Below are 13,603 nucleotides of genomic sequence, written 5' to 3'. Positions count from 1 at the left end.
AGAACCTTCAAAACCCGGAAGCGGTACGGGGTTGAGGGTTCTTTTTCACGTTACCTTCAGAAGATGGAGAAGGAATTCAACATTTCACGGAAGGATCGGGCATACTGTTCGAATCCAAAACGGGATACCATATGCTCCCGGCCCTGCCTGCGGATGGCTTCACGCAGCGGTAGGTTGTTCATCAGCTCCAGCCCTTCGTTTACAGCCGCTTCCACATTGCCGATCGGATAGAATTTGCCTGTAATGTTATGGGTAATGAACGATCTGACCCCGTCAGAATCTGTGCTGAGTACAGGGCAGGTGCAGCAGATGGCCTCGGCTACAGCATATCCAAAGCCTTCTGTGATGGAGCTCGACAGCAGGAAGCCTCCTGAACCGGCGATAGATGAGTAATAGACCGGCATAATATGATTGGGAATGTTTGTGAACACACTAAGGCGCCCTTTCAGACCCAGGGATTGCAGCTCTCTGTTAAATTGCTCCTTCTGGTCATCTGCAGCGAGATCGGGATCGTGGAACATCCAGAGATGAAGATCAGGCTTGTGGAGCCGGATCTGATGGGCGACCTTCAGATATTCACTCCAGTTTTTATTGGTTTCCAGCCGCCCTACCCAGGCGATGACCGGATCCCGGGGCGGTTCACCGGGGATATGCTGGAAGGACTGCACATCCACAATGTTGGGAATGACATACCGGTGCAGCCAGGGACAGATCTCGATAAACAGCTCCAGTAAATGATCTGTGGGGGGAATCAGTACGGCATTGCAGTAGGAGCGGAGAAAAGGTACAGCATCAATAATCAGATTCCTCGCATCACTGCGCTTGCCAAGTCCCTGAGATTCATATATCAGAATACGGTCATACCCCAGCCGGCGCAGACGTTCCAGCAGTAAATAGTCTGAGGTTACAATAATGGCATCATAATTATGCGTATCCAGCACCGCTTTGATTCCTGCATCCTCTGATGTGATAAACACCGGGAAGTTCCCCTGGTTGTGGCTTCCGGATCCCGGCATGAGGTAGAGCACATGGCATTCGATGCCGCTTTTCTGAAGATTCTCACACCGCAGCTTGTTCAGTGTCTCTACCCCGCCGCTTGGTACATAAAACGTGAATAAAACCTTCAAGATTACCCCTCCTGACATTAACCCTGCGGAGAAACACAGTCTGCTGTTTATAAGATACGCCAAGTTTCACTTACACGTGACGGTTAAAGAGCGATGTGCCAAATCCTTTCAGGATAGCTTGGCAGGGCAGAGGCCATGCTAAAGCTTGTTACGCTGCACTTAACTTTCTATGACGGGGGATGAACGGATGTTACGATCGAAATTCGGTTTAACGGTTTCTGCTGCGCTGCTGCTGGGCGCGGTGAGTATTACAGGATGCGGTGCGAATAACTCTGCAACAGGCAATACGGTGGAAACGAAAAATGTACGGGGGACGGACGGACGTATTCACGTCAACGCTGCTCAGAACGGAATGCGTGCGAATTCCTTCGACAGTATGGAGATGAGCGAGGAACTGGCGAACCGTGTGGCGGCCATGCCGGAAGTCCGTTCAGCTAATGTAATGCTGGTAGGCAAAAGCGCCTATGTAGCCGTAATGCTGGAAGATGCGTCCGGAGGAGTCCATGCCAAGAATACCCGGGGAATCCAGTCGTACAGCTATGGCAGTACCGGCGGCAGCGGCACATCCGGGATGCTGAGCGGTACGGGCAGACCGGCAGGCGGACTGGAAACAGGGATAGGCGCCGGAATGGGTGGAATGGATAACAGTATGCGTACCGGTAGAGGAACTGCAGCCGGTAATCCGGGCATGACAGGAACAGGCGGTTCTATTGCCGGAATTCCGGGAAGCATGACAGGTACGGGTACTGTAGGTGGTACGGGCATTGCAGATCCGGAGAATTATCTGGGGAACGGCAACAACGGTATCATGTCCCGCAGCAATATGGTCGATGGACGCCAAATGAAACGCGACATCGATGAAAGCCTGGGCAATACCATTGGAATCCGCAATGTGGCGCCGGGTAACGGAACCGCGATTACGGATAAAGACACGCTTACCCAGGACATGAAGGATAAAATCGCCGCAGAAGTTAAAAAGGGGAAGACAGACCTTAACAATGTGTATGTCTCGGCCAACCCCGATTTCGTTGAGCGGGCAGATTATTACGCGCAGGAATTCCGTGCAGGGCATCCGCTTAAAGGCTTTGCGCAGGAATTCCGCACGATGGTCGAACGGATTTTCCCTACACGCAGCGGGTATTAAGCATTAAACATTAAGGGTGAAGCGTTAAGCATTAAGTAAACTGCCCTGTCTCAATTAGGCTAGTATTCCAGAGGAATATGATGCTTATTCAGCATGAGGGCATAGCATAGCACAGAAAACAAACAGCCAAGCAGCCACCGCTTCCGAATCCGGGACCGATGTTCTGCTTGGCTTGCTTATACATATATAGAATGGATCAGGGCAACAGCAGAAACAGCTCGCAGCTTACCCGATTTCAGCCTCAGCCTCCAGCTTGCGTCCGCCAATCCACACTCCGCGCAGATTCAGCTCATCATCCAGCAGCAGGATATCGCCGCGTTTGCCTGCCTCCAGCGAGCCGATAGACCGCTGCATGCCGAGCGACACCGCAGGGGTAAGGCTTGCTGCCTGTGAGGCCTCCTGCAGGCTTAGGCCGATCTCCTGAACCAGATAGCGGAAGCCGCGGATCATGGTCAGTGTACTGCCGGCGAGAGCCTCAGGATGCTCCTTCAGCGTGGCAATCCCGCCGCTGACAATAACGGGCAAATCGCCGATGGCGTATTCCCCGTCGCTGAGTCCGGTCGCCGACATGGCGTCTGTGATCAGCAGCAGGTTATGTTCGTGCTTAAGCCGGGCGATAATACTGATCGTTGCCGGATGAACATGTATGCCGTCGGCAATAACCTCCGCGCGGATGCGCGGATCGAACAGGACGGCACCTGCAGTTCCCGGCTTCCTGTGATGCAGCGGCGTCATGGCGTTGAACATGTGCACAGCCTGGTTTAGGCCGGCATCTGCAGCGGCGATAACCTCTTCGAACGAGGCATCCGTATGGCCGAGCGCTGCCGTAATTCCATGCTTCCGCAGCCACTGGATAGCTTCCAGAGCGCCCTCACGTTCCGGGGCCAGTGTAACTTGGCGAATCATCCCCGGATACCGGGCTTCCCATTCCTCCAGCCATAATGTATTGGCCGGAACAATATGCCCGGGATTCTGAGCCCCGGGCCATTTCGGGCTGATGAACGGACCTTCCAGATGTACGCCTGCCAGCTGGGCATAAGGCATGCCGCCTTCAGCGGAACGATAAGCATTCACTTCAGACAGCACGCGGTCAATGTCATCCTTGGCGGCAGTCATAGTTGTAGCCAGCATAGATGTTGTGCCTTGCGAAGCATGGAAGCGTGTAATGGTATCCAGTGAATCCGCATCGCTGTACATGAAGTCATGACCGGCTCCCCCATGCACATGTACATCAACAAATCCGGGAATTAGCAGTCCTTCAGGCTCAGGTGAAGTCCCCTTCTGCCAGTTAGCATAGGCTGCCGGAAGCCAGGCGGCCTCCCCGGCATATTGGATCAAGCCTTCGGAGACGGCGATTACGCCCTTTTGGATGACTCCTTCAGGAGTAAGTACTTTGCCGTACAGCAGTTCAGCGGATGAAACGTTTATTTCAGCCATTTTGCTGCTCCCTTATCAAGCAGGACCACTACATTCGGATGACTCTGCAGCAGCGAGGCGGGGCATTGGGTAGTGATTGGACCCTCCAGCGCATTTTTTACCGCTTCCGCCTTCTCTTCTCCGCGCACCAGCAGTACAATCTGCTTGGCCTTGAGAATACCGCCGATCCCCATCGTTACGGCCTGCCGGGGCACATCCTCCAGCTTATCGAAGAAACGGGCATTCGCTTCCAGTGTTTCCTCCAGCAGGTCAACGACATGCGTGCCGCTGCTTAGGCTGGCATCCGGCTCATTGAAGCCGATATGGCCGTTGCTGCCGATGCCGAGAATCTGCAGGTCCACAGGACCGTTATCTTCCAGCATCCGGTCATAAGCCAGACATTCGGCATCCAGATCCGGCGAATTTCCGTTAGGGACATGGGTGCGGGCCAGGTCAATATCGATATGATTGAACAGATGCTCGTTCATGAAGCTTCTGTAGCTCTGCGGATGATCTACGGGCAGACCGACGTATTCATCAAGGTTATAGGAGGAGGCTTTGGCGAAGCTCACAATGCCCTTGCGGTGCATCTCCACCAGCTTCGCGTATACGCCCACCGGAGAGCTTCCGGTAGCCAGACCCAGCACGGCCTTGGGATTGCTCTGCAGCAGGCTGGCAATCAGGTTCGCCCCGGTTACTGCTAAATCTTCTTCGTTCTGGAATTTCAAAATATTCATTAAGATTGTCCTCCCCGTTTATGACGGTAGTGTTGTACATTCAGATACGACTGCTCCAGCTTGGGAATGAAATCCCCGAACCGGGTGCTGACCATGCCGGTGAACAGAATATCGATGATATGCAGCTGGGCAATTCTTGATGCCATGTCGCCGCGCCGCATTCCCTGCTCCAGCGAGGAAGAGAACAGTGGGATATCGGCAAGTGTTGCCAGTGTGCTGCTTCCGTATGAGGTTAATGAGACAGTCGCCGCGCCGCTTGCCGCAGCACAGGTTAACGCATCGATCGTCTCCGGGGTTTCACCCGAATAAGAAACCGCAAACGCGACATCACCGGCCGCGAGCGAGGAAGCGGAAGTAATCTGCATATGCGAATCGGCAAAAGCCGTGCAGTTCACGCCGATGCGGATCAGCTTCTGATAGAAATCCTGGGCGACAATGGATGAGGTCGCCATTCCGTACAGATCCACCCGCCGTGCCCGGCAGAGCAGATCGATCACGCTCTGCAGCCGTCCGAGATCAAGTAGTGAGGTGGTATCCCGGATGGAGGCCAGATGATTGGCCTGCATCGCCTCCACAATGAACGGCAGCGGGTTGCCGGCCACGATATCCTGGTAAGAGGAGCCGCCATCCTGCGGCGAAGCGTCGCTATGGGCGAGCTCAGCCGCCAGCTTGACTTTGAAATCAGGGAACCCTTTGAAATGCAGCACCTTGCAGAACCGCGTAATGGTTGCCGGGCTGATGCCGCACTCTTCGGCCAGATCCGTAATCCCCATATGAACAATTTCCCCAGGAGAAGCCAGTATGCGCTCTGCCAGCTTGCGTTCCATTTGCGACAGCTTGGGCTTGTCATGCTCCAGGGCATGCAGAATTGGAGACAAGTACTCACCTTCTTTTCTTTCTTTTCTTTCCTTTGTAATCCTGTAGTTTGTTTGTACTTATGTTGCGCTAAAGCTGACGCTGATTTCTGTGTGTTGCGGAATAGATGAGCAGTGAAGCTGAAATGATATCTGAAATTATTTTAACAAATATACAAATAATAAAGAAAATTATTTTCATAATCAGAATAAAACAAATCGCTCAAGGATGCAATAGTGAGTTTGCCCTAAGTGCGCGGGAGCCATGCCGGGCTGGAGATATGTCCGCCGGAGGGGAGCCAGTTGGAAATGTATATGGCGTAGACGCGTATGCCGGGACGCACCTAGTCGTAGACCTGCCTGCCGGAGGTCGTCTGATGTAAGCGTGTCTGCTGGAGATATGTCCGCCGGAGATGCGCTTGTCTGGGAACGGCTCTCCGAAGAGGGCGTTTGCTGGAAATGTGCCGATAATGCATCTGCTGGAGACACGACCGCCCGCCGGGAAATTAGTTGGATTTTCGTTATCTAAACCAGTTATATTCTGCTTTTTTTTGAATTTAAGTGGATTTATGTTACTTAATTCTACTCATATCTTCGTTGTTTCCTATTTGAGTGAAATTAAGTGTTGTTATTCCAACTATGATACTGCAAACAGGGTTGCTTCCATTATTAGATGACGTTTTTCCACTTAATTCTCCTTTGCAGGCAGGGTACAACAGGGAGGGAGGGCTGAATGTACGTTAGAGTAAACAATTGCGGAGGAAGGATAGGCAGAAAGTAAGCAGAGCGTGGCAGAGGGCAGGGGCAGGGGCAGAGAAAAGAGGGTAGGGCAGAGAAAAGAGGGCAGGGCAGAGAGAAAGAGGGTAGAAGCAGAGGACAGAGAGCCGGTTAGAGATTAGAGGGGGAATGTAATGTGCCGGACTGGAAAATTAGGAACGGCAAGCCCCGGTGCTTCTGTGCTTGGTTCGCGGGATAATCTGATAGGGCAAACCGGAGAATCAAAAGCCGCAAACTGCGTGTTTGTGTTTGAGGTCACTCAAGCAGTTTGCGGCTTTTTAATTCGTTTGTTTATTTGGTTAGCCGGTTTGGTGTGCGCATTCTGCGGGAAGCTTGTCTGCTGCGAAGCAGCTCCCAGAGGATGAAAGCGAGAATGAGCATTTGCGGCACAAAGGTCTCCCAGGTCGGGTACAGGCCGAGCCAGCCGATGGAAGGCAGGCTGCTCTCTGCATGTGCGGGTATTTTGCCGGCTACCTGGAGCGCATGGATACTCTCACCCAGGAAGCGGAACACGAGATAATAGATCAGCGCTGTGGCGGTACGGAAGAAGGCGGCTATCGGCAGTTTGGCGCTCAGGGCAATGATGGCATAGCCCAGAACGATCAGTACCGCAAGTGCGCCGCCAATCCCGAGCAGCAGCTGGGATGTGGCAATGGCCGGGGCCATGCCTGCGTAGAAAATCGTTGTTTCCGCTCCTTCGCGCAGGATGGCCAGCGCAGCGATGAAGAACAGGTACCATAGATTGCCTTTGGCGAGCGCACCCTGCATCTGGCGGTCCACATACTTATTCCAGGCAGCCGTATTGGATTTACCGTGCAGCCAGCGGCCGACGGTGAGCATCATGACCACGGCAACCAGCCCGGCAATGCCTTCGATCAGCTCACGTGCTCCCCCGGAGGCTGCCTGCGAGATGGTATAGGTCAACAACACGGCGATGCCGATGCTTCCGGCCAGCCCCACAGCAGCCCCGGACCAGACCCAGCGCCGGGCTGCGGGCTCTGCTTCCCTGCGCATATAAGCAAGGAGTGCGGCGAGCACAAGAATCGCTTCGAGCCCCTCACGCAGCAGAATGAGTGCCGCATCCCACGCGGTATACGTCTGTTCTCCGGCCAGCGGAGTCAGCTCGGCGAGCATATTGTCCATGATCTCCAGCGCACCGGCAAGCTTCGGAGGATCGGAGAGCAGATAGCCGGTGACGGCGGTGCTCTCATTCTCTATATTGGCATAGACCTTGGGTGAGGCGAGTTGTACGGCACCTTCTGCTGAAGGCCAAGCCGTGATGAACTGCTCCATTACCGCGGCTGCTGCCGGACTGTCTCCGGCTTTGGCTGAGGCTGAAGCTTGGTTCAGGTAGCTGATCAGCCCTTCAATGGAGGCGGGCTCCGCTGCCGCACCACCGGTATCGACCGCCTTGCCCTCGCTGTAGCCGGACAGCAGCGCAACCAGCGCCTCAGATTCCGCAAGCGCGGCTTCTTCGCGGAGCGGCTCAGCCTGCAGCGCAATGCGCAGTAGGCTCATCTTCGTCTCCAGCAGACCGTAGACGGCGGGATTGTCCCCGCGGATGCCGCGCTCCGCCGGCGTCCAGCCGTTCACGACGGCGCGGTAGGCTTCCGCCGCCGCCGTCCAGTCGGCGCTGCGCGCCGCATCCCGCGTGCGCTCCGCCGCGGGCAGCAGCTTCGCCGCCGCTGCGCGGCCGGCGGCGCCCGTGTCACCGCCGCCCCCGCCTGGGGCGGCGGTGACGTACGCGTCCACGCCTGGGGCGGCGGTGACGTACGCGTCCACGCTTCTGGCGAGCGTGGACAAGGCGGCCTTGGCGGGCGCTCCGCCGCCGGCCGCAAGGGCCTGCGCCGCGGCTGCCAGCGCGGCGTCGACTTCAGCTGCCGGACCGGCGAGTGCCGGGTCCGGCGTGCCTTCGTTCGCGCTGCGCCACAGCGCCGCGAACGATTCCACATCGGCCGCCGCCGCGTCCCAGCGGCTCTGGCCGGCTTCCACCAGCGCGCTGCCTACAGGCGGCAGCAGCTCATCGAGCGGCGCGCCTGACGCAGAAGCCGGCGCGCCGGTCAGCAGCAGAAGCAGGCAGATCAGCAGCAGCGCTGCCTGGATCTGCCGCCATGGACTGATTTTAACCGTTATGATCATCGGGATCATTCCCTTCGCGAATAAGCATGCTATTATCTTTCCTCTATAGAAGGCGGACTTAAGAGTTGAACCTGAAGCGTGGTTGTTACTGCAGTGAACAGTGGGACTTCGGGGCGGCAGCAGCTGTTGTACCTGATTCTCCGCTAACAATCCTGCACCAAATACAACATTTCTTTTCAAATATTGCCCCTAAGCTAAAATTGTTGTATGAAATGCAGCATTCCACCGGTTCCAGGCTGGTAAACGAAGCGATTGTTGTATTTCATGCAACAATCCGTCCAAATTGGCAGGAAACTCGGTATTCGAGTTGTACCCAGTGCAACATTTTGCCTGATTCCGTTTGCCGCCGTGCCAGCTGCCAGCCGCCCCTCCATGTACTCAATCCCGCCGCTGCTCCGTTTCTTTCCGCAATTTCCCCGTCACACATCCTGTTCTCAAATCTCCAGTCTGCCCTGCATTATTTGTCCCTGAACATCCGTCCCTGAACGTCCGTCCCTCATCGTTCATCCCGCTGTTTCTGGTCACACTGCGCAACCTTACGCACCCGGATATATCCAGCACCAAAATTCAGCGTTTATCCCACATACTGAATCCGGGCAGTGCTTCCAATGTACCTCACCCCAGCAGCGACTCCCCGATATACCCGCCTTCCCTTACACCGGGGAAGCAGGCGAATACGGCACTGCCGGTATGGACCATATATTCATTCAGCCGGTCATTCTTCGAGAGGCGCTGCTGAATGCTCACGAACTGCTTCACCAGATCCTTCTGGAAGCTGATGAATACCAGTCCTGCATCCAGCTGTCCGGTCTTGAGATCCATGCCGCTGGAATAGGAGTAGGAGCGGCGCAGCATTTTGACTGAACCATCCCCATGGGCGAGGGCCGAATGGGAATCCGGCGGAATGACAGGCTTGCCGCTGGCATCCGCCGCCTTCAGATTCAGCTCGGCGAATTCATCCCGGGCTCCAATCGGAGCGCCGCTCTGCCGGTGACGCCCGAACGTTGCTTCCTGATCGCTCAGCGTAGAGCGGTCCCAGATCTCAATGCGGAACCGCACACGGCGCAGTGCGAGGTACGTGCCGCCATTCATCCAGGCGGGGCCATCGCCGCTTCCGTTCCAGACGACACTCCGCATCTCGGCGTCATCGGTGACGTCGGGATTGCCCGTGCCGTCCTTGAAGCCGAGCAGATTACGCGGTGTGCCGCCTGCCGGGTCGGCGCTGCCGGTGCGCTGGAAGCCCTCCTGCGTCCAGCGCAGTACGGCTGTGCCCCGGGCGATGCGGGCCAGATTACGGATGGCATGGAACGCCACCTGCAGATCATCGGCGCAGGCCTGCACACAGAGATCGCCGCCGCACCACTGCGGCTCCAGGCTGTCTCCCGTGAATGCCGGGAGATCGGTGAAGGAGGCTGGCCGTTTCGGAGCCAGCCCGAACCGGCTGTCAAAGAAGGCAGGACCGGCCCCGAAGGTAAGTGTACATTTGGAGGGGGTAAGGCCATCTGCCTCGCCTGTGTCGGCAGGCGGAAGATTGGGATTGTCATTCACGCTGCCGATCAGCGTACCGGAAGTAAGGGCAGCGGCGGCGGTAGTCCAGGCCTCCAGCAGTTTTTTGACTTCGCTGAGCTTGGTTGTTGTCAGATCAAATGAAGCGAAGCACAGGAAATTCTGCGCAGGCGTAATGATTCCCGCCTGATGATTCCCGTAGAATGGAATAATGTCCGCTCCCGCGAGTTGTGGGGAAGAGACTGCTTGTCCCGGCTGCCCGGCTGCTTTGCGTGCCGCCAGAATGCCGCCTACCCCGCCGCCGCCCAGCAGCAGGCCGAGGCCGGAGGCGCCAGTAAGCCGCAGCATATCGCGGCGGCTTAGTTTTTTATCGAATAATAGCTGATCTTTAGAAGCATCCTTAGAGAGACCGCTCTCTGTAGCGGGAGTTTCCCTGGAAGTCTTATCTTTCTTTATCATAACGGTCACACTCCCAGAATAGTTCCCATGTTGGATAGAGGCTCAGCTAAGGCATCCAGATTCTGGCTTAACCTCCGAACCTCATCTTCTTTCAGCGTTTCGTAGGAAACGTAGCCATCACCTGATTTGAACGGCGCCAGCTCATTCAGCAGTGCGGTGAACCGTTCGCCAATCGTTTGCTCCAGCGCAGGGTCTTTTTTGGCCAGCTCGGGTTTCAGCAGCTCATAGATCTTCTGGGCACCTTCCACATTGGCGACAAAATCATACAAATCCGTATGGGAGTAACGTTCCTCTTCACCGGTTACTTTGGAGGAGGATACTTCATTCAGCAGCTCTACGGCTCCGGTAACGAGCAGATTGGCATCAATCTCAGCGGTTTCCACCTTGGCGCGCAGCAGTTGCGCATCTTTCAGCAAACGGTCCGCAACATCAGTCATTCCATCTGTGGTATTGTTCTGCCAGAGGGCCTGTTCAATCTTATGGAAGCCGCGCCAGTCCGCAGCGTCAACATCGTTCTCGCGGGCATCAATATTGGGATCCAGATCTCCGAGCGCTTCAGCAATGGGCTCAATCCGTTCATAATACATGCGTGCCGGAGCATACTGTGCTTTGGCTTCTTCAAGCTTGCCTGCTTTCACCGCATCGGTGAAGCCTTCAGTCTGTTTCACGAATTCGTCGCATTGTTCAATTACATATTTCCGGTACTCGTCGATAGCCGTGGTGAAATCCGCCGTAGCGGCAGCAGTTGAAGCTGCAGTTGCGGCCGGTGCGCCGGTTGACCCATTGCCCGTCTGGGCAGCAGCATTATTCCCGGAGGTATGGCTGTTATTGCCGTTGTTGCCATTATTATTGTTATCTTTGGCTGCACAGCCGGCAAACAGGAGGGAAGCCGCAAGCAAACCCGCGGGTACTGCATAACCAATCTTCATTCTGTTGGAACACCCCTTATTCTTTATGTAAATGATAATCGTTATCAATGATGGACCTATCATAAATCTCTATACCGTACCTGTCAATAAAAATGTGATAATTATCATATTCATGCGGATTCGCACAAATAAAACACCAAAAACGCCTCCCGACAGGCGGAAGACGCAGCTTGTTTATTTGAAACAAAAGAGTGTATATGTTTCACCGGATAACTTATCCTTCTATTTCTCGCTGAAACGGTACCGTCCTCTAAACGGACAGCGTTACTGTTTCTACTTGATTCCTGCACGAAATACAACAATTTACTAATAACAACGGCCGAACTCAAGAATTGTTGTAGAAAAGGCAACAATTCCTCTTGTTCCAGCAGAAGATCGGGGGAATTCCTGTATTCCGTACAACATTCCTCCCGGACACCCGGGCATTCATGAACCGGAGTTGCACTACGTACAACATAATGCCTTTACAGGGCGAAGCAAAACTTAATGATCTTAATCTAAGCTCGCTCTGCTGCCGGGTGTCCCAGAGACAACAGCGTAATCCCCGGCGGAATGCCTGGTATACGCAATGTTTTTTAAACTTTCCGCACATTGAAGTTTAAAACATTCGTGACAACGCTGGATTAACTCAGCACGAATTATTCCGCCTACCCACCGGCAATTGACCGCTTGGCTAGGACGAGTATAACTTTGAGCGCATATTGGATATGCCTATCACAACTATTGCGGCAACAAGCAGTGAGCGCAGATTACTTATTCTACACCGTGGACCGCTCAATAATCCGGTAATCCAGCTTGCGGTAGACCGGGTCAGGGTTGTCTGAGCGAATCTGCTCATGAATAATGCGGAAGGCGGATGCACCCATCTCATACAGGTGGTTATCTATGGTGGTGATCCCGAGCAGACGGCCGATCGGCTGGTTATCGAAGCCCATAACCGCGAGGTCTCCGGGGATGCTGAGACCCGCTTTGCGCGCCTCAATCATCAGTCCGGCTGCCACATGATCTCCCGTAATAATCATAGCTTCAGGCCGCTTCGGCATCTCCAGCAGCGACCGTGCTACAGCCGCTCCGTCTTCTTCCGTCGTGCAGTCATAGATCATCCATTCCTCCTGAAAAACCAGCTGGTGCTCAGCAATGAATTCGCGAAAAGCGGTCTGCCGGATAGAGGCGCTGCTGCCATTCTGCCTGCCTTCGCAATAGCCGATGGTTCGGTACCCTTTACCCTTCAAATACTGCAGCCCCTGCAGGAAAGCTGCATAATGCTCAATATATACAGAGGAATAACGGCGCTGCCCGCTGTCCTGGCAGGTTACAATTGGACCGTACGCGGTATACTCCTCAATCAATTCAGGCTTGAGCGCAGTCGATACAATGACCACACCATCGATTTCTTTATTGCGCAGCATCTCCAAGACTTTAATCTCTTCATCTGCCAAATAATTGCTCTGGCACAGAATCAGCCGGTATTGCGCGAGCAGTGCCTCATGAGCAAGGCCATTCATAATAATCGAGAAATAAAAAGCATTGATATACGGAAGGATCACCGCCACTGCACCGGTACGCCCGGTAATCAGGTGGACGGCGTTCATATTGCGGGTGTAGTTTAACTGCTCAATCGTATCGAGGACGGTGGCTCTTTTGTCTTTGCTGACATAAGGATGATTATTCAGCACCCGCGAGACAGTCGTTACGGAAACTCCGGCAATCCGGGCGATTTCTTTAATATTAGCCATGGCGTATGCTGCCCTCCGAGTCAGAATTCGAATGGTTTTATTTTACCATAGAAATTTTTACATTTTCGCATATAAAAAAGCTTGCTATGGAATCCATTTCATAAATTACACTGGGGTTGTAAGCAGCCTTACCGGATTAAGCCGGCGTGACCGAAAGGGCGTGACGGACCGGTAAAGTTTGCGGCTTAACGCTGCGGGCGGACGGATTTCCAGCAACATTTTCTGCCTAATTATTACTTAGCAGCGTGCTTTCTATAGACTTTTCCCCAACGGATGACGCCCCTAAGGTAGGAGCTGAAGCCGTTTTTATTATGCGTTTTGGTCAAGAACGCTTTGGTTGTCCATGATCCGCGTTTGTCCCCGCCCAAATTAATGCTGCAACAGCACCATTAACTGCCCCCCCACATAGTATGGTTTGACTGTATCCCTTTACCTTGTTATACCAAACAAACCCAGAGCAAGGAGGGGTGACACCATTGAAAGGGAACGAACATCATAGCAAATTTCTGTTGACGCATCGTGAGCGCGAAGTATTCGAGCTTCTAGTGCAGGACAAAACTACACGGGATATTGCCGGACTGTTATTCATTAGCGAAAAAACCGTCCGCAACCACATCTCCAATGAGATGTGGTTTGAAATACAGATAGCATTAACTTGATTATAATAATGATGTTGTAAGTGGAGATAACTACAAATGTTCTATCAGGAGATTGACATCGAAAATTGGTAACAGAATATCTTGAAGTTATGATTAATAACTTTTTGCATTATATCTTAT

11 protein-coding genes are annotated in these 13,603 nt (G+C 53.9%); 3 read left to right on the top strand and 8 right to left on the bottom strand.

What is annotated here, in order from left to right:
* Positions 1 to 56: 56 nt before the first annotated feature.
* Complete coding sequence (locus R50912_RS26910; protein ID WP_231637722.1) at positions 57 to 1,127, bottom strand: glycosyltransferase family 4 protein; 1,071 nt, start codon at positions 1,125 to 1,127, stop codon at positions 57 to 59.
* A 187-nt stretch (positions 1,128 to 1,314) separates the two neighbouring features.
* Between R50912_RS26910 and R50912_RS26905 the strand changes: the two genes are divergently transcribed.
* Positions 1,315 to 2,271 carry a YhcN/YlaJ family sporulation lipoprotein gene (locus R50912_RS26905; RefSeq protein ID WP_042239224.1) on the top strand — a complete coding sequence of 319 codons (957 nt, stop codon included), beginning with the start codon at positions 1,315 to 1,317 and terminating at the stop codon, positions 2,269 to 2,271.
* Positions 2,272 to 2,496: 225 nt separating this feature from the next.
* Here the strand turns inward: R50912_RS26905 and nagA are convergent, their stop codons facing one another.
* The 4 genes from nagA to R50912_RS26880 all read right to left on the bottom strand — a co-directional run bounded on the left by nagA (position 2,497) and on the right by R50912_RS26880 (position 8,194).
* Positions 2,497 to 3,708, bottom strand: a complete 1,212-nt coding sequence (gene nagA, locus R50912_RS26900; protein WP_042239221.1) for an N-acetylglucosamine-6-phosphate deacetylase — start codon at positions 3,706 to 3,708, stop codon at positions 2,497 to 2,499.
* The gene (nagB, locus tag R50912_RS26895) at positions 3,696 to 4,424 is read right to left on the bottom strand and encodes a glucosamine-6-phosphate deaminase (RefSeq protein WP_042239218.1); all 729 of its coding nucleotides are present in this window, start codon (positions 4,422 to 4,424) and stop codon (positions 3,696 to 3,698) included. The genes nagA and nagB overlap by 13 nt, the downstream gene beginning before the upstream one ends.
* Positions 4,424 to 5,302 (bottom strand): MurR/RpiR family transcriptional regulator, encoded by an 879-nt coding sequence (locus R50912_RS26890; RefSeq protein ID WP_042217199.1) that lies wholly within the window; start codon positions 5,300 to 5,302, stop codon positions 4,424 to 4,426. The genes nagB and R50912_RS26890 overlap by 1 nt, the downstream gene beginning before the upstream one ends.
* A gap of 1,044 nt (positions 5,303 to 6,346) precedes the next feature.
* A complete protein-coding gene (locus R50912_RS26880) occupies positions 6,347 to 8,194 on the bottom strand; it encodes an FTR1 family iron permease (protein WP_042239214.1) in 1,848 nt (615 codons plus the stop codon).
* Between the two features lie 65 nt (positions 8,195 to 8,259).
* On the opposite strand from R50912_RS26880, the gene R50912_RS35340 reads away from it, so the two are divergent.
* Positions 8,260 to 8,679 carry a hypothetical protein gene (locus R50912_RS35340; protein WP_156123358.1) on the top strand — a complete coding sequence of 140 codons (420 nt, stop codon included), beginning with the start codon at positions 8,260 to 8,262 and terminating at the stop codon, positions 8,677 to 8,679.
* A 130-nt stretch (positions 8,680 to 8,809) separates the two neighbouring features.
* Here the strand turns inward: R50912_RS35340 and efeB are convergent, their stop codons facing one another.
* The 3 genes from efeB to R50912_RS26865 form a co-directional block, all read right to left on the bottom strand.
* Positions 8,810 to 10,159 (bottom strand): iron uptake transporter deferrochelatase/peroxidase subunit, encoded by a 1,350-nt coding sequence (gene efeB / locus R50912_RS26875; RefSeq protein WP_042239212.1) that lies wholly within the window; start codon positions 10,157 to 10,159, stop codon positions 8,810 to 8,812.
* Positions 10,160 to 10,164: 5 nt separating this feature from the next.
* Positions 10,165 to 11,088, bottom strand: a complete 924-nt coding sequence (efeO, locus tag R50912_RS26870) for an iron uptake system protein EfeO (RefSeq protein WP_042239209.1) — start codon at positions 11,086 to 11,088, stop codon at positions 10,165 to 10,167.
* Between the two features lie 758 nt (positions 11,089 to 11,846).
* Positions 11,847 to 12,824, bottom strand: a complete 978-nt coding sequence (locus R50912_RS26865; protein WP_042239207.1) for a LacI family DNA-binding transcriptional regulator — start codon at positions 12,822 to 12,824, stop codon at positions 11,847 to 11,849.
* A 476-nt stretch (positions 12,825 to 13,300) separates the two neighbouring features.
* Between R50912_RS26865 and R50912_RS26860 the strand changes: the two genes are divergently transcribed.
* Positions 13,301 to 13,483: a helix-turn-helix domain-containing protein gene (locus tag R50912_RS26860; protein WP_042239206.1), complete on the top strand. Its 183-nt coding sequence runs from the start codon at positions 13,301 to 13,303 to the stop codon at positions 13,481 to 13,483.
* Positions 13,484 to 13,603: the final 120 nt, after the last annotated feature.

The organism is Paenibacillus sp. FSL R5-0912, from assembly GCF_000758605.1.
Taxonomy (GTDB): Bacteria; Bacillota; Bacilli; order Paenibacillales; family Paenibacillaceae; genus Paenibacillus_AQ.
Note: the sequence above shows the minus strand (reverse complement) of the source record. Positions and strands in the feature narration are given on the sequence as shown.

Excerpts from the sequence above, each read along its gene's own strand:
- efeB (WP_042239212.1), bottom strand. The coding sequence starts at position 10,159 with ATGATAAAGAAAGATAAGACTTCCAGGGAAACTCCCGCTACAGAGAGC.
- efeO (WP_042239209.1), bottom strand. The coding sequence starts at position 11,088 with ATGAAGATTGGTTATGCAGTACCCGCGGGTTTGCTTGCGGCTTCCCTC.
- nagA (WP_042239221.1), bottom strand. The coding sequence starts at position 3,708 with ATGGCTGAAATAAACGTTTCATCCGCTGAACTGCTGTACGGCAAAGTA.
- R50912_RS26880 (WP_042239214.1), bottom strand. The coding sequence starts at position 8,194 with ATGATCATAACGGTTAAAATCAGTCCATGGCGGCAGATCCAGGCAGCG.
- R50912_RS26865 (WP_042239207.1), bottom strand. The coding sequence starts at position 12,824 with ATGGCTAATATTAAAGAAATCGCCCGGATTGCCGGAGTTTCCGTAACG.
- nagB (WP_042239218.1), bottom strand. The coding sequence starts at position 4,424 with ATGAATATTTTGAAATTCCAGAACGAAGAAGATTTAGCAGTAACCGGG.
- R50912_RS26905 (WP_042239224.1), top strand. The coding sequence starts at position 1,315 with ATGTTACGATCGAAATTCGGTTTAACGGTTTCTGCTGCGCTGCTGCTG.